The sequence below is a fragment of the Foliimonas ilicis genome (genome assembly GCF_039939195.1).
Classification (GTDB): Bacteria; Pseudomonadota; Alphaproteobacteria; order Rhizobiales; family Rhizobiaceae; genus Foliimonas; species Foliimonas ilicis.
This window is the reverse complement of record NZ_JBDUUH010000011.1, coordinates 175480-191092: the sequence shown is the minus strand read 5'-3', so window position 1 is coordinate 191092 and position 15613 is coordinate 175480. Positions and strand designations below refer to the sequence as shown.

Below are 15613 nucleotides of genomic sequence, written 5' to 3'. Positions count from 1 at the left end.
CTCTCGACAACGTCGAGGGCCGGAAATGAATGCCGTCTCCTTCAATGACTTTTTGCCCGACACGAAACTCTTTGAACCGAAAGCTCGGGCTGCAGCTCGAGCGCTCGAGGGGCGCTATGCGTCTCTGATCTCGTCGGATGAGATTGACCATCTTTTCGCGCGGTTCGTGCTGGGCCTGACGATGCCGGCTTATGGCGCTGGAGACCCTGGAGCGCATCTTGCGGCATGCCGCTCGCTTCTCTCCCTCAAGCTGACGCCAGAACGGGTCGAGCACGTTTTATTCAGTGTTCCCGTCGCGACGAAGCCTTGGGTCGAAGAAGCCTGCAACGCGATCGAACAATTCGGAACGCGTGACGGTCAGGCTCTGCTCAAAGAGATACGGAATTCCACCCAGGACGACAGTGACGCGACCTGCGAACTTCATCCGCAGGCATTAGCCGAGCAAGAAATATCCCTAAGCCAGCAAGAGGAAGCAGCATGCGCAAAGCGGTGAACCACATCAATTCGTTCCGGTCGGCAAATCGTGATTTGGCCGATGGTTCGATTTCCGATGCGCGCAACAGCCGCTCGCTGCGCCGTCGCCTGATGGCAGTTCTTCGTATGGCGCATCGCGTGCTCGGTATGAGCCGAAAACGTCTTGGTCTGGGTGAATTGGGAAGCGGGCGTGCGCCAGTCATGGCGCTTTCCAGCTCTGCCGCGAATGGCGGCTCGAATTCGGAGAGACAATTCAGCTTGCTGAGCGTGCCGACCTGCGGCCATTGCGGAAAGCCTATTGCCGGTTTCATTGTCAGTGCCATTCGATCATTGTCAGGTAACAGGCTGCGGCTTCGAAACGCAGCCTTGGCCAGTGCGTTCGGACTTTCACTTTTCGGCGCAGTTTCAGTGGATTCGATCGTTTCGCCAGCCTTCGCAGGCACATGTGTTCAGATCGATGCCATCCACGGCAGCTCTGCCATGGGCAGCGGCGCCGCGGCGCCAGCAACATGCGGCTCGTTTTCCATCGCGATTGGTGCAGGCAGCGGCGCGACTGCGGATAATTTTGGTATTGCCATCGGCGATGCTGCCAACTCGACAGGCTCTAATTCTGTTGCGATTGGGCGGCAATCGTCAGCCACCGCCACTCAAAGCTCTGCATTTGGTCAGGCTTCGTTTGCAAATCAGAACCAAGCGACGGCTCTAGGTAACTCAGCGCGTGCGTCACAAATAGGCGCGACGCCCGTTGGTTATAATGCTCAGGCACAAGGCCAAGGCTCGATTGCTATGGGCAACGGTGCCACTGCTGCCGCATTGAGCGGAAGCGCCATAGCGATCGGCTCGGGCGCCATCGCCAATCGAACCACCGGCGATGCAACGGGAACCGCTGGCGATTCGCTGGCTTTGGGTGCTGCCGCGCATGCCACAGGTCAGGACTCGACAGCGTTAGGCAGCCAGACGACCGCGAGCGGCACGAATTCCGTCGTGGTCGGCGGTAATTTCAGCACGGCATCCGGCACGGACTCGACAGTTGTCGGCGTGGCCTCCAACGCGACGGGCGCTAGATCATCAACCTTCGGCGCCAATGCGAATGCCACAGCGGCTGACGCCACGGCGCTAGGCACCGGGTCGGCGGCGTCCGGCGTGCAGTCAACCGCTGTGGGCTCAACCGCGCAAGCAACCTTGGCCGGAAGCTCTGCGCTCGGTTACAACGCGCGCGCCACGCAAACAAACGCTACAGCCATTGGCCTGAATGCGCAGGGCAGTGGCACTGGCAGTGTCGCCCTGGGTGCGAACAGTGTTGCCGCGGCTGCCGGCAATGTTGCCATTGGTTTGGGCGCAAATGCCAATTCCAGCACCACCAACAGTAGTGGCATCGCGATCGGTCAAACGGCGACCAGCTTGGGCGGGACGGCTCTTGGCGCGGGTGCCAATGCTGGTGGTATCGCCACAGCCATTGGTGCAGGTGCTCAAGCCACTGCGGACAATTCCATTGCAATCGGAACGCGGGGTGATTTTCAAGCCCTGGCATCGGGTAATGCTGCCTTCGCAGTGGGTAACGCGTCTACTGCGTCCGGCGTTTCATCAATCGCGATTGGCCGACAGTCGGCGGCGTCCCAGGCTGGCGCAATTGCCATGGGGCAGGGCGCGGTTGCCTCTGGCGCCAATTCTCTTGCCCTGGGTGGCGCGTCGGACTTCGGAGTTGCCGGTGGTGCGCAAGCGACCGGAGCTTCTGCAGTCGCGCTGGGCATTCGTTCCGTCGCGGGCGGTGCCGGATCGGTTGCCATTGGCGACGGAGCATCGGCGAGTGCCGCAGCAACCAACGGTGTCGCCATGGGTAACGGCGCCACAGTAACTTCGGCCGGCGGCGTGACGCTCGGCGCAAGCTCGGCTGGCGGCGCAAACAACAATACGAACGGCGTCATCATCGATCCCGCAAGCGCTCCGGTTGGCCTCGTCTTCAACAATGCCGGCAATGCCGGTGCCGGTGCCGTCTCGGTAGGTTCCGCAGGCAATGCCCGCCAGATCCAGCATGTCGCGGATGGCTCGGCGGATTTCGATGCCGTTAACATTCGGCAATTGTCCGGCGTCGTGAACGAGGCCAACACCGCAATCAATGCCACCAATGCCTCAGTTGAAAACCTTGGCGGCGATATCGCCATCAGCCTCGGCGGCGGTTCGACTTATGACCCCGCAACAGGCAGTCTGACGACACCGGTTTACATTATCGGCGACGGTGCGGGCGGCACCACCCCAGTCACCGGTGTCGGCGGCGCCATCACCAATCTCGATGGTCGTGTCACGAACAATGAGGGCGACATTGCCAATCTGAGCGACGCCATCGCATCCGGCACCGTCGGCCTCGTCCAGCAATCTGCTCCGGGCGTCAATGCACCGATCACAGTCGGCGCAGGCACGGATGGTGATACGGTGGCCTTCAATGCCCAGGGTGGGGCCACCCGTACCCTCACCGGTCTGACCGCTGGGGAAGTATCCGCAACCAGCACCGATGCGATCAACGGAAGCCAGCTTTTCGGCACGAGCCAAAGCATCGCTATCGCGCTCGGCGGCGGCTCGGTCGTCAATCCTGATGGCACGCTGTCGGTGCCGACCTACACGATTCAGGGCGGCGATTATAACAATGCCGGAGACGCGTTTGCCGCCGTGGACGGCAATCTCACGGATTTGAACGAGGCGATCTCGTCCGGCACGATCGGCCTCGTCCAGCAATCGGCACCCGGCATCAACGCACCGATCACAGTCGGTGCAGGGACGGATGGCGACACGGTGGCCTTCAACGGGTTGGGCGGAATCACCCGCACTCTCACCGGCTTGACCGCTGGCGAGGTGTCGGCGACCAGCACGGATGCTATCAATGGCAGCCAGCTTTTCGGCACGAGCCAAAGCATCGCTATCGCGCTTGGCGGCGGCTCGGTCGTCAATCCTGATGGCACGCTGTCGGTGCCGACCTACACGATTCAGGGCGGCGATTATAACAATGCAGGAGACGCGTTTGCCGCCGTGGACGGCAATCTCACAGATTTGAACGATGCCATTTCCTCCGGCACTGTCGGTCTCGTCCAGCAATCGGCACCCGGCGTCAATGCACCGATCACCGTCGGCGCAGGCACGGACGGTGATACGGTGGCCTTCAATGCCCAGGGCGGAGCCACCCGTACGCTTACAGGCCTGACCGATGGCGAAGTGTCGGCAACCAGCACCGATGCGATCAATGGCAGCCAGCTCAACACGACCAACACGGGACTGGCCGACACAGCCGCAGCTCTCGGTGGCGGTGCGGGTTACGACCCGGCCACCGGCATCTTCACTGGCCCGACCTACAACATACAAGGTGGCAGTCAAACCACCGTCGGCGGCGCGCTGACTGCGCTCGACGATCAGGTGAAGACCAATACCGGCGACATCGCCAACCTTCAGGACGACATCACCAGCGGCAATATCGGCCTCGTCCGTCAGGATGCAACGACCCGCGACATTACCGTTGCGGCGCAGACCGATGGCGATATCGTACGTTTCAACAATTCAACGGGTGGAACGCGTGTCCTTACCGGCGTCACCGACGGTGAGGTGTCCGTAGCCAGCCTGGACGCCATCAACGGCAGCCAGCTCTACGGTCTCTCGAGCAGCATCGCCAACAGTTTGGGCGGCGGTTCGATCGTCAATCCCAACGGTTCGATCACCGGGCCGACCTACAATATTCAGGGGTCGACCTATACCTCGGTGTTCGACAGCTTCGCGGCCGTCAATCAGAGCCTTACCGATCTTAGCAATGCTGGCGGCGGTGGAAACAAATACTTCCACGCCAATTCAACGGGCGCGGACAGTCAGGCCGTCGGTCAGGAAAGCGTCGCTGTCGGCCCGACCGCCGTGGCTAATGGAGACAGCAGCGTCGCCATGGGCAATGGCGCGACCACGGCCACGGGAGCCAATGGCGCGGTGGCGATCGGTCAAGGTGCGACCGCCAACAACGCCAACGATGTAGCGCTGGGTGCAGGCTCGCAGACACAGACCGCGACCGGCACGGCAGGAACCACCATCCGAGGTCAAAACTATGATTTCGCCGGCACGGCGCCGGTGGGAACCGTCAGCGTGGGTGATGCCGGAGCTGAGCGAACAGTCACCAATGTCGCGGCCGGACGGATCTCGGCAGACAGTACCGATGCCATCAATGGCAGCCAGCTTCATGCCACCAACTCCGCGATCGAAAACCTGGAAGGCGGCTTGGGTGAGCTCGATCAGAATGCCGTCAAATATGATACCAATCCCGACGGCACCAAGAAAAACAGCATGACGCTCGTCGGTGGTGATCCGAATGCTCCGGTTCTGATATCCAATGTCGCAACCGGTGTTGCCAATAATGATGCAGTCAATGTCGGTCAGCTCAAGGACGGGCTCGATACGGCCAAGTCCTACACGGACACCCGCGTCAGCTACGCGATCGACACTGCCAACAGCTATACTGACAAGGTGGCGACGACCACGCTTAGCGAGGCGAACAACTACACCGACCAGAAGTTCGGCCAGCTCAATCGGGACATGGGTTCGGTTCGCAGTGAAGCCAGACAGGCTGCAGCGATCGGCTTGGCCGCTGCATCGCTCCGCTACGACGACAATCCCGGAAAGGTCAGTGTCGCCTTGGGCGGCGGTGTCTGGCGCGGCGAAGGGGCGGCGGCATTTGGTGCCGGCTACACCAGTGACAATGGCAAGGTCCGAGCCAATTTGTCTGCCACGACTGCAGGCGGGCACTGGGGAGCTGGCGCAGGTCTGAGCTTCACGTTGAATTGAGGCCCGGATGATCAGGCAAGTCATCGCTGTTAGCTATCGATTGGCGATCATGGCTTGCCTTGTCCTGTCCGCTAGTCCCGCTTCTGTCGGACAGGAGCTTTCGCAACCAGGTTTCAGGATCAAGCCATCCGATGTCGTTTTGCCTGCCGGCGTGCCGTTGGGCAAATACCGCAGGAGCATCCAGCCATTCGAAAACTGGACCCTCATCTGCGACGAGAACCTCGAGGCGCAGCAAAGGATTTGCAATGTCAGTCAGGTGATTGAGGACCAGTCCGGCCAAACCGTTTTTAGCTGGTCTCTGGCAGCCAGCGAAGATGGAAAGCCGTTCATGATCCTGCGCACTCCGCCTTCCGCGAAAGCAGATGGATCGGTGTCGTTGCAGTTTCCGGGGCGGCAAAGCCCCGTCAATGTTGTCATGGACGGATGCAATGAGGTCGTTTGCGTCGGCAAAGTGCCCGTCGGGCCGATATTGCGCGAACAGATCGCAAAAGATGCGGCCCCAGACATCTCCTACCTAACGACCGCTGGCGAAACCATCACCGTAACCGCGTCGCTCAAAGGGCTGGCTACGGCGCTGTCGGCAATCGAGTAAATGAAAAAGAGACCATATGAACCAGCAATCCATTCATGATCGCATCATGTCCAGAAAAGACGGCGGTGCTGCCGTGGAGGAAACGCCCGAAGTTCCTCGTGAGCCGAAGAAGCGCTGGGTGCGCACCGCACTGATTTCGGTAGCAGGCATTGCGGTTGGGATAGCGGCGGGCATTGCCGCGATGCAATTTTCGGCCGTCAAGGATGTCTTCGCGCAAGACGCATCGGTCGCGGCTGGAGGGCCGAACGCGGCATTGCCGGATACGCCTTTCCTCGCTCACGCCAAACAGGCGGGCCTGACCACATGCGGTACGGTCTTTCCGGTTCTGGGGCAGATACTTGGAGACGGCGCGCAGTACGATGTGCATTCGGAATGGAACCAGACCGAGCCCAACAAGCATGCCGTACAGGCGCTTGTCGGCATGAACTACGCTACTGAATCCTACAGCGGAGCGGCAGCAGGAGTTGTCTTCGCATCGCCAAACGGGTCTGCCTGTGAAGGCGCAATGGTCAGGATCGCGCCATTCTCCATGAAATGCCAGGATGTACTGGCGGGCTTCCCCGAAGGCGCCGCGCTCGTATCAAACCTTGGCCAGGTGCCACTCTATAAGCTGCCCAGAGATGGCGGGCAGGTGCTGCTGATCCCATCGGGCGAAAGCTGCACTGTGGTTTCCGTCGTTCAGGCGGCGGGGTAAGGGCAACAAAGCCGAAAGGCCCTTGCGGATTGTGAAGGTTTGATCCCATATAGTTGCATAATACAACAAAATGGGTAATCAAAGTGACCACGGTACCGGCCTCTCAGATCGAACTTATCCGTGACGCATCGCGCCGCCTTGTCCGGGAACTTGGCTTCATGCGCGATGCCCTCGCCGGAACCGGGCTGCCACCATCCTCGGTCCATGCTCTGCTGGAGATCGATGCGAAAGGCGCGATGACGGCCAACGAGTTGGCCGATCTTCTGGCTCTGGAGAAGTCGAGCGTGAGCCGCTTGCTTCGCAAGCTCGTGGACACGGGAGAGGTGGTGGAGACGCCCGGAAAGGCGGATGGCCGGACGAAACTCCTCTCGCTCACGATCAAGGGACAGACGACGGTGTCCGGCATCCACAATTTTGCCAAGCGGCAGGTGAGGGAGGCCTTGGCGCGCTTGAGCCCAAGCCAGCACGGAACTGTCGCCGATGGCCTCCGGCTCTACGCGGACGCGCTCGCCGCTGGTCGCAAGATTGAGGATACGCCGTCCGCCATCACCATCGAAACGGGCTACCGCCCCGGTGCTCTGGCGCGATGCACGGAGATGCACGCCCATTATTACGCACGGACCGCCGGTTTCGGCCGCCCGTTCGAAGCCAAGGTCGCCGCTGGACTGGCTGAGTTTTCCGAAAGAATAGACCGGCCCTGCAACGGGCTCTGGCTTGCCGTTCGAGAGGGTGAGGTCGTCGGCACGGTGGCTATCGACGGTGAGGATTTGGGTTCCGGCATCGCTCATCTGCGCTGGTTTATCATCGGGGATGATGTGCGAGGTCAGGGGGTAGGCAGGGAACTGCTGTCTGCGGCACTCGAATTCTGTGACCGGCAGGGTTTCCGCGAGACGCATCTCTGGACATTCCACGGTCTGGACGCCGCCCGGCACCTCTATGAGACGCATGGCTTTTCATTGGCCGAAGAATATTCCGGAGGGCAATGGGGCAAAGAGGTTCTGGAGCAGCGCTTCGTCAGGCCGATCGGGCGCGCGGAGTGACCTCTCCCTGGCGATGATACAATTCATCGAAATTCGCTTGCGTATGTTCTTGTTTTGTTCTTAGTTAAAGAAAAATGGAGGGCGAGGCATTTCCTGGGAGGAGTGCATGAGTCAGTTCAGCTTTGATTTTGGTGATCCTGAGCCAAAGCGGCGTAATCGTCTTTTCTTCACGTTGTTTCCAGACAAGGAAACTGCGTTGAAAAGCCAAAAGATAGGTCGAGAGATCAAATCCTTGGCTGGCATAAAATCCCGCATGCTGCCGATTGAACGCAGGCATATGTCACTCAATCATGTGGGCGATTTTACGCGGCTCAAGTCGAAGACAATCTTTGCGGCAACGCAGGCGGCAAAGTCGGTTACGGCAGCACCGGTCACAGTTACGTTGGATCGGCTGATGACATTCAACGGCAGACCAGCCAATCATCCGTGCGTTCTATATGGCGAGGCGTCCAACGCATTGGCGGCATTCCACCAGAGCCTTGCACTCGCAATGTTGAGGTGCGGTCTGAGGGCGGGGTTGGATTTTACCCCGCATATGACATTGCTTTATTGCCCCGAAAACATCCCTTCGCGCGAGATCGAGCCCATCAGCTTTGTCGCGAAGGAGTTCTTTCTCGTCCACAGCTTATTGAGACGAACGCAGTACAATGTGGTCGGCAGTTGGAGGCTGTGCGGCTAAAACAGCCTCTCATTGCGCAAGGAGATCGAATTGAGCGTCACCATCTACGGCATCAAGAACTGCGACACGATGAAAAAGGCCCGCAACTGGCTGGAAAGCCATGATGTGACCTATCGGTTTCACGACTACAAGGCCGAAGGGGTCGAGCGCGGCAAGCTGGTCGAGTGGTGCGACCGGGCCGGTTGGGAAACGGTGCTGAACCGTGCCGGCACGACCTTTCGCAAGCTTCCCGATGCCGACAGGCAGGACCTCGATGCGCAGAAAGCTATAGCGCTCATGCTGGCGCAGCCCTCCATGATCAAGCGGCCCGTGCTTGAAACGGACGGAAAATTGCTCGTCGGATTCAAGCCGGAACGCTATGAGGAAGCGTTCGCGGCCTGACTATTTGAGCTTTACGCCCATTCGCCCTTGCGCATGACCGGCGAGCGCGAGCCGTCCTGGGCGATGCCATCGACGTCGATTTGGTCGGAACCGATCATCCAGTCGATATGGATGAAGCTCTTGTTGCCGCCCTGCGCCGCAATCTGCTCCGGCGTCAGCGATGCGCCATCGATGAAGCATTTCGAATAGCACTGGCCGAGCGCGATGTGGCTGGCGGCGTTTTCGTCGAACAGCGTGTTGAAGAACAGCAGACCGCTTTTCGAAATCGGCGACGAATGCGGCACCAGGGCCACTTCGCCAAGCCTACGCGCGCCTTCGTCCGTATCGAGCACCTTGTTCAGCACTTCCTCGCCACGCGTGGCTTTCGCTTCGACGATCCGCCCGCCTTCGAAGCGCACGGAAATGCCGTCGATCAGCGTGCCCTGATGCGACAGCGGCTTGGTGCTGGATACGTGGCCTTCGACGCGATGCGCATGCGGCGTCGTGAACACTTCCTCGGTCGGGATATTCGGGTTGCAGGTGATGCCGTTTTTCGCGGTCGATGCACCGCCATGCCATTCATGACCATCCGCCAGGCCGACCGTGAGGTCGGTGCCGGGGCCGGTGAAATGCAATGCCTGAAATGACTTTCCGTTCAGCCATTCGGTGCGCTTGCGCAATTCCGCATTGTGATGCTTCCACGCTGCGACCGGATCGGCGACATCGACGCGCGATGCGGCGAAAATGGCATCGGCAAGCTTGGCCACCGCCACGTCTTCGGCGTCATTAGGAAACACCTGCTTCGCCCAGGAAAGGTTCGGGTAGGCGACGATATTCCAGTTGATGTCGAAGCCTGCGATCTTTTCCAGTGCTGGCTGGTAGGCGATGGAATTCGCCTTGTTGGCGCGCGAAACCTTGGTTGGGTCTTCCTTGGCCAGAAGCATCGGATTGTCGCCTGCGATTGCAAGGCGTGCCGCGCCGTTTTCGAACGCTTTGGCCATTCCCTCATAAAGCCAGCCGGAAGCCCGGTCGAAGCTTGCGTCGGGGCCATGACGATAGCGTGCGAGCGTCGTTTCCTCGTCCGAATAGAAGGTCGTCACCAGACCGGCGCCCGCGCGATAGGCATGCTCGGTGATGCGGCGCACCAGCGGCAGTGCCGCTACCGGCGCGGTCATGACCAGATCCTGCCCGGCCTGAAGCTGCAGGCCGATTTTCACCGCGACCTCTCCCAATTTATCCAGTTTTTCGGGATCGATGGAGGCGGAAACGTCGCGAATATGTGAGGTCATGTCTGCTTTCCAAATCTTGCTGTCTTGGTTTTACATAAAGTCTGATGGCGCTTGTCGCCATATTATTTCAGCGTGGCGGGCACATGCGGTCGATCGTGCTCTGGATTTCCGCAAAAATCCATCGCTTGAATCCATTGACGTTTTCACTCGGACGGCGGTTCTTGGGCGTCGCCAGATAATAGCCCAGCCCGCTTTTGGCGGACGATCCGAATGGATCGACCAGACGCCCATCCGCCAGCGCATCCGCCGCCAGCAATTGCCAGGCAAGCATGATGCCCTGTCCGGCAATCGCGGCCTCGATGCAAAGCACCGGATCGGTAAAAACAGGCCCGGATTTCATCGAAATATTCTCGATGCCCGCATTTATCAGCCAGCTTTCGGATGAAAACATCGTGTTCTGATCGGAAATCATCGGGAATTTCGCGAGATCGGCGGGCGTTTTTATCTGTGCCGCCACGCCCGGCGCGCACACCGGGAATATTTCCTGCGCAAGCAGAAGCTCGACATTGGTATTCGGCCAGTCGCCCTTGCCCATGCGTATCGCCACATCGATGTCCGACCGGTCGAGATCGGCAATCTGCACGGACGCGTCGATGCGCAGGCTGACTTCGGGATAAAGCGCCTGATAGCGGCTGAGGCGCGGAACAAGCCATCGCGAGGCGAAGGCCGGAGCGACGGAGATGACGAGTATGTTCGCGGCATTGTCGTCGGCAAGTGCCACAGCCGCTGAAAGTTCGCGAAACCCGGCGGAAAGGCGTGCGCCCATCACCTGCCCGAACGCGTTGGCGACGAGCCCGCCCGAAGTGCGCTCGAAGATCGCCCGGCCAAGCTGGCTTTCCGTGCGGTTTATCTGCTGGCTGACGGCACTTGGCGAAACGCCGAGTTCGTCAGCAGCGCGTTGAAGTGATCCGCATCGGTAGACGGCTTCGACGGCGCGAAGGCCGTTGAGATGGACGCGGTTGAGAGCCTGCATGAAGTTTTTCTAAACTCGTTCACTGTGAATCTGGATTGTGATAAGCTCTGTATAAGAACACTATACGGAAAACCTAAAGAAGGCGATCTTGTGATGTTCAGCTTCTTTTCATTGTCCGATCGTTCAAACGAGCGTGAAAGCCGCGAGGCACAATGGCTGGCCTGGAAGCGTGATCCGCTCTCGCATCCCGACCTTGCCCGCATGTCCTTGCGTGAATTGGGCGATCTGCCGCTATTCCCCGTAAAATTCAGACAAAGTGAAAAACACTGCGCCGACCAGAGATAGGCTCTGGACCAGTGTTCGGAGGTTGATCGGCGCGACTATGGCAATATGGTCCGTCGCCATGCGCTCTGAGTCGTCTTCTCCCTTTCGTTATGCAATTGCCGGAATGATCGCCATGGCCGTCGCCATGGGCTTCGGGCGGTTCGTCTATACGCCAATCCTGCCCGGCATGATGGATGAACTGGGTCTGTCGGCTGCCAATGCTGGCCTGATCGCCTCTGCGAATTTTCTTGGCTACCTGGTCGGCGCCCTTCTGGCTGCGGGCGGATGGGCGCATGGGCGAGAGCGTCCGATATTCCTGGTGTCACTTGGCGCAAGTGCTTTGCTTTCCGGCATGATGGGGCTGACCGACAGCATCGCGATTTTCCTGATCGTTCGGTTTCTGGCGGGACTGGTCAGCGCCTTTGCAATGGTTTTCGTTTCCGCCACCGTGTTCAGCCATCTGGCGCTGGCCAGGCGCGAGGATCTTCAGGCGATGCATTTCGGCGGCGTCGGGCTGGGTATCGCCGTTTCGTCGGCGATGATGGCGGTTTTGATCGTGCAAGGTGCCGCGTGGCCCGCCGGTTGGCTGGGCTCGGCGGCTCTGTCGGCGTGCGGCTTCGTCATTGTCTGGTTGATGCTGGATCAGGGGCCGGTCGTCACCGGAGAGGCGCGCCGCGAGCCGAAACTGCCGAAAAGCACGGCACTCGCCAAGATGATCGCCGCTTATGGCATTTTCGGCTTCGGCTACGTCATCACGGCCACATTCCTTGTCGCGATTATCCGTCAGGGCGATTCAGGCCCGGTGTTCGAAGCGATCGTGTGGCTGGCCACCGGGCTGGCGGGCATTCCATCGATATGGCTCTGGAACAAGGTCGTGGCCCGCATCGGTCTTGCGTCGGCTTTCGCATTTAGTTGCGTTGTCGAGGCGGTAGGCGTCGCGGCCAGCGTCACGATTGGCGGCTACACGGGGCCGCTTATCGCCGGTGTTCTACTTGGCGGGACGTTCATTGCCGTCACGGCGATGGGCTTGCAGGCAGGTAGACGCCTTGCGCCTCTGTCTCCGCGCAGGATCCTTGCACTGATGACGGCCTCGTTTGGCCTTGGCCAGATCATCGGTCCCATATTTTCGGGAATAGTGGCCGAGTGGACCGGCGGTTTCGTTGTGCCGTCACTGGTTGCAGCGGCTTCATTGCTGGTTTGCGCAGGCATCGCATGGTCGGCGCGGGCGTCAACAGATTCGCCACAATTCAGGTAGTGAATATATCTGCTTGTGTAAGGCATTTTCTTTCATCGGAAGGAAACATGACTGCAAGACAGGCAGTTTTGTATCGCGTCCTGAAAGGAATTTTCCGACGTGTTCGTTTCCTTCTTTCCGCAGCCGAAGCTGTTCTTCACTTCGGCCGTCATGTGGAGCCTCGCGCTGATTCTGGCCTGGTTTTTCGGCGGTGCGCAATTGGGGGCCGTCTTCGGTCTGCCGCCGGTTGCTGCAGGTGCTCCGCCGGTCGTCGGCGTGGCGGTTTTCTGGTCTGCGCCCTTCCTGTGGTTCTACCTGTACTTTCTGTACGGCGTCCTTGCCTTTTATGCGTTCTGGAACTGGTACGCGCCGCATCCATGGCAGCGCTGGTCGATCCTCGGCTCGGCACTGGTTTTGTTCGTCACCTATTTTCAGGTGCAGATCAGCGTCGAGGTCAACAATTGGTACGGACCGTTTTTTGATCTGATTCAGGGCATCCTTTCCAAGACGGTTACGTCAACCGAAGGACAGCTATACGTCCAGATCGGAACCTTCACCTGGCTGGCGCTGCTGGGCATGAACATTGCCGTCATAAACGCCTTCTTCGTCAGCCATTGGGTGTTCCGCTGGCGTCACGCGATGAACGATTTCTACATGGAGCATTGGCCGACGCTGCGCCATATCGAGGGTGCGGCACAGCGCGTTCAGGAAGACACGATGCGCTTTTCCCAGATCATGGAAGGGTTGGGCACGAGTTTCATCGAGTCCATAATGACGCTGATCGCCTTCATGCCCGTTCTCATCAATCTTTCCACGCATATCGGTGCCTTGCCGATTTTGGGTCCGATACCGCATCCGCTGGTCGTTGCGGCTTTGCTGTGGTCCGTATTCGGAACCGTCAGTCTGGCTTTGGCAGGCTACAAGCTTCCCGGCCTGCAATTCAGGAATCAGCGCGCCGAAGCGGCCTACAGAAAAGAACTCGTTTACGGGGAAGACGATGGTGCGAGGGCTCAACCACCGACTGTGGAGGTGTTGTTCTCAAATGTGCGCAAGAACTATTTCCGGCTCTATTTCCACTATGTCTACTTCAACGTCGTTCGCTACACCTACCTTCAGGCGAACAACATTTTCTCGCTCGTCATCATGGTGCCGTCCTTCATCGCCGGAACGCTGACGCTGGGCCTGATGAACCAGATCAGCTTCGCCTTCAGCCAGGTAACGGCGTCATTCCAGTTTCTCGTCAATTCATGGTCGACGATCGTGGAACTGCTTTCGGTCCATAAGCGCCTGCGCGCTTTCGAAGCGATCATCTATGGAGAGAAATTGCCCGACATCGATCAGCGTTATGTCGAGGGCCGGGACGAGGCGACGGATCACTTCTGACGGGCGAGATAGTCGGCGTAGCTGATGCAGGCTACGTCTTCCATCACGCATACGTCCTTCGCGAAACGCTCCAGCGCGCGCCAGTAAGCGCCGTCATTCATCAGCGTGAAGTGAAAGCCGATCTGCAGCGGCACGCGCTTGCCGTCATGCTCGGCATCGAAAGCCTTGCGAAACGCATCATAGGCGCGCTGCTCGTAGATGGCGGAGTTGGCTGCGTCTTCCTCGCCGCCCGAATGGCGCACATAGAGATTGTAGTCCATTGCGATGACGGGCCTGCTGCGCGGGCCTTCTGGAATGAGCGGCAGCGAAAATTCGCTCAGCCCGCCTTTTGATACCGGCTCGGCAGGACCGCGCGAAACGCCGCTGGCATCATAGGTGAAGCCGGCATCCGAAAGGGCCGCATTCAGGGCTTTGCCCGTCGCGAGATAGGGCGCGCGGAAGCCTTTTATCTCGCTTTCTGCGAAATCCTTCCAGCCTTCGGGCTCACCCTTGATGCCGTTGATCGTGTAGGCATCGCGCAAAATGGTGGTGAATTCGGTGAATTCCTTCGTCCAGTCCGCCTTTGTCCAATCCTTGCCGTCGAAATGCCCGCAGCCATGGCTGGCAATGTCGTGGCCTTCGGATTTCGCCAGCCAGATTTCGGAAAGCCGGTCTTTCACTTCCTGTTTGGACTGCGCGAAGCCGACATTGGAGCGCCCGGCGCGTTTGCCCGGCGCATGGTAGGTGCTCTTGGTTTCCGGCGAGAGCAGGAATACGCAGGACAGAAAATAGGTGAAGCGCGCGCCGGTGAGGGCCGCAAGCGTGCGGCTTCGCTGCCATTGGCGCAGATCGTGCGCGCCGTCGAATGAGACGATCACATATTGCGGCTCGCGCGACGGCTGCGCTGTTGCAAAGCTTGAGGATGTTGCAAGCAGCGCGGCGGCTGTTATGCATGTCAGTATAATGCGGGTCATAAGCGGCTTAAAAACTTGATCGGAAAAGTTGCGGCTATCGATGAAATGTGGCGTAGGTAGGAATTGTTCCGTGCGCCCTATTAGCGCGTGGGCAAGGCTTTTTCGGGCGAGCCTCTTCCATGCAGAAGATTTTCCGGTAAAACGCACGCAACAATGACCCTGCAGCAGAATTGCTCAGGCAAAAACATAACATGGTTCAGAGCGAATGTCGGACGATAGCTTCTTTCGTGAAGTAAACGAGGAAATCCGCCAGGAAAAGGCGCGCGCCATCTGGTCACGCTATGGCACGGCCATCATTGCGCTGGCCGTTCTGATCGTTATCGGCACAGCCGTCTTCGTTGCCTATGAGTACTGGAGAGAAAATCAGGCCAGCAAATCGGGCGACGAGTTCCTTGCAGCTTTGACGCTTTCGCAGGAAGGCAAGAATGACGAGGCCCTCGAAGCCTTGAAGGCGATGGAAGGCTACAGTTATGGCGCTTATCCGATTCTAGCAAAGATGCGTTCGGGCACGATCCTCGCGCAGAAGGGCGAGTTCGACAGTGCAGTTGCAGCTTTCGATGCCGTTTCCGCCGACACTTCGATCCCTGTCGAGATCCGCGACATTGCCAAGCTGCGCGCCGGCCTCATTCTGGTCGATCATGGCTCGTATGCCGATGTTTCGGCGCGGGTCGAGACGCTGACGGCAGAGGGCAACGCGCTGCGCAATTCCGCCAAGGAAGCGCTGGGCCTGTCCGCCTGGAAGGAAGGCAAGGCGACCGACGCGCTGAAGCTTTTCGATGAAATTACATCCGATGACGGCGCGCCGCGAAACATTCGCGAACGTGCAACGATGCTTTCCGAACTGATACGCGGTTCGGGCGCAGCATCCTGAA

14 protein-coding genes are annotated in these 15613 nt (G+C 59.2%); 11 read left to right on the top strand and 3 right to left on the bottom strand.

The window, feature by feature from the left end; genetic code table 11:
* Positions 1-25: 25 nt before the first annotated feature.
* The 7 genes from ABFT80_RS21685 (at position 26) to ABFT80_RS21655 (ending at position 8666) form a co-directional block, all read left to right on the top strand.
* Positions 26-493 carry a hypothetical protein gene (locus tag ABFT80_RS21685; protein ID WP_347974036.1) on the top strand — a complete coding sequence of 156 codons (468 nt, stop codon included), beginning with the start codon at positions 26-28 and terminating at the stop codon, positions 491-493.
* Positions 478-5280 (top strand): YadA-like family protein, encoded by a 4803-nt coding sequence (locus tag ABFT80_RS21680; RefSeq protein ID WP_347974035.1) that lies wholly within the window; start codon positions 478-480, stop codon positions 5278-5280. Before ABFT80_RS21685 ends, ABFT80_RS21680 begins: the two co-directional genes overlap by 16 nt.
* A gap of 7 nt (positions 5281-5287) precedes the next feature.
* The gene (locus tag ABFT80_RS21675) at positions 5288-5872 is read left to right on the top strand and encodes an invasion associated locus B family protein (protein ID WP_347974034.1); all 585 of its coding nucleotides are present in this window, start codon (positions 5288-5290) and stop codon (positions 5870-5872) included.
* Between the two features lie 16 nt (positions 5873-5888).
* Positions 5889-6566, top strand: coding sequence for a hypothetical protein (locus ABFT80_RS21670; RefSeq protein WP_347974033.1), 678 nt, complete (start codon positions 5889-5891; stop codon positions 6564-6566).
* An 83-nt stretch (positions 6567-6649) separates the two neighbouring features.
* Positions 6650-7606, top strand: a complete 957-nt coding sequence (locus ABFT80_RS21665) for a bifunctional helix-turn-helix transcriptional regulator/GNAT family N-acetyltransferase (RefSeq protein ID WP_347974032.1) — start codon at positions 6650-6652, stop codon at positions 7604-7606.
* 106 nt (positions 7607-7712) lie between these two features.
* Positions 7713-8285 carry a 2'-5' RNA ligase family protein gene (locus ABFT80_RS21660; protein WP_347974031.1) on the top strand — a complete coding sequence of 191 codons (573 nt, stop codon included), beginning with the start codon at positions 7713-7715 and terminating at the stop codon, positions 8283-8285.
* 30 nt (positions 8286-8315) lie between these two features.
* Positions 8316-8666 carry an ArsC family reductase gene (locus tag ABFT80_RS21655; protein WP_347974030.1) on the top strand — a complete coding sequence of 117 codons (351 nt, stop codon included), beginning with the start codon at positions 8316-8318 and terminating at the stop codon, positions 8664-8666.
* A gap of 11 nt (positions 8667-8677) precedes the next feature.
* Here the strand turns inward: ABFT80_RS21655 and ABFT80_RS21650 are convergent, their stop codons facing one another.
* Both ABFT80_RS21650 and ABFT80_RS21645 read right to left on the bottom strand, forming a co-directional pair.
* Positions 8678-9934, bottom strand: a complete 1257-nt coding sequence (locus ABFT80_RS21650) for an aminopeptidase (protein ID WP_347974029.1) — start codon at positions 9932-9934, stop codon at positions 8678-8680.
* Between the two features lie 67 nt (positions 9935-10001).
* A complete protein-coding gene (locus ABFT80_RS21645; protein WP_347974028.1) occupies positions 10002-10907 on the bottom strand; it encodes a LysR substrate-binding domain-containing protein in 906 nt (301 codons plus the stop codon).
* On the opposite strand from ABFT80_RS21645, the gene ABFT80_RS21640 reads away from it, so the two are divergent.
* The 3 genes from ABFT80_RS21640 (at position 10884) to sbmA (ending at position 13788) form a co-directional block, all read left to right on the top strand.
* A complete protein-coding gene (locus ABFT80_RS21640; protein WP_347974027.1) occupies positions 10884-11192 on the top strand; it encodes a hypothetical protein in 309 nt (102 codons plus the stop codon). The two genes, ABFT80_RS21645 and ABFT80_RS21640, sit on opposite strands and share 24 nt — an antisense overlap.
* 58 nt (positions 11193-11250) lie before the next feature.
* Positions 11251-12426 (top strand): YbfB/YjiJ family MFS transporter, encoded by a 1176-nt coding sequence (locus tag ABFT80_RS21635; protein ID WP_455189983.1) that lies wholly within the window; start codon positions 11251-11253, stop codon positions 12424-12426.
* Between the two features lie 99 nt (positions 12427-12525).
* Entirely contained in the window at positions 12526-13788 is a 1263-nt protein-coding gene (sbmA, locus tag ABFT80_RS21630) for a peptide antibiotic transporter SbmA (RefSeq protein WP_347974026.1), read from the top strand.
* Here sbmA and ABFT80_RS21625 read toward each other — a convergent pair.
* On the bottom strand, positions 13779-14741 hold the full coding sequence (locus tag ABFT80_RS21625; protein ID WP_347974025.1) for a polysaccharide deacetylase family protein: 963 nt from the start codon (positions 14739-14741) through the stop codon (positions 13779-13781). The two genes, sbmA and ABFT80_RS21625, sit on opposite strands and share 10 nt — an antisense overlap.
* Positions 14742-14946: 205 nt before the next feature.
* On the opposite strand from ABFT80_RS21625, the gene ABFT80_RS21620 reads away from it, so the two are divergent.
* On the top strand, positions 14947-15612 hold the full coding sequence (locus ABFT80_RS21620) for a tetratricopeptide repeat protein (protein WP_347974024.1): 666 nt from the start codon (positions 14947-14949) through the stop codon (positions 15610-15612).
* The last annotated feature ends 1 nt before the right edge of the window (position 15613 follow it).

Bases quoted from the DNA above. Each gene is read 5' to 3' on its own strand.
- ABFT80_RS21685 (WP_347974036.1), top strand. From the start codon at position 26: ATGAATGCCGTCTCCTTCAATGACTTTTTGCCCGACACGAAACTCTTT.
- ABFT80_RS21680 (WP_347974035.1), top strand. From the start codon at position 478: ATGCGCAAAGCGGTGAACCACATCAATTCGTTCCGGTCGGCAAATCGT.
- ABFT80_RS21675 (WP_347974034.1), top strand. From the start codon at position 5,288: ATGATCAGGCAAGTCATCGCTGTTAGCTATCGATTGGCGATCATGGCT.
- ABFT80_RS21670 (WP_347974033.1), top strand. From the start codon at position 5,889: ATGAACCAGCAATCCATTCATGATCGCATCATGTCCAGAAAAGACGGC.
- ABFT80_RS21660 (WP_347974031.1), top strand. From the start codon at position 7,713: ATGAGTCAGTTCAGCTTTGATTTTGGTGATCCTGAGCCAAAGCGGCGT.
- ABFT80_RS21650 (WP_347974029.1), bottom strand. From the start codon at position 9,934: ATGACCTCACATATTCGCGACGTTTCCGCCTCCATCGATCCCGAAAAA.
- ABFT80_RS21640 (WP_347974027.1), top strand. From the start codon at position 10,884: ATGGACGCGGTTGAGAGCCTGCATGAAGTTTTTCTAAACTCGTTCACT.
- ABFT80_RS21645 (WP_347974028.1), bottom strand. From the start codon at position 10,907: ATGCAGGCTCTCAACCGCGTCCATCTCAACGGCCTTCGCGCCGTCGAA.
- ABFT80_RS21635 (WP_455189983.1), top strand. From the start codon at position 11,251: ATGCGCTCTGAGTCGTCTTCTCCCTTTCGTTATGCAATTGCCGGAATG.
- ABFT80_RS21625 (WP_347974025.1), bottom strand. From the start codon at position 14,741: ATGACCCGCATTATACTGACATGCATAACAGCCGCCGCGCTGCTTGCA.
- ABFT80_RS21620 (WP_347974024.1), top strand. From the start codon at position 14,947: ATGTCGGACGATAGCTTCTTTCGTGAAGTAAACGAGGAAATCCGCCAG.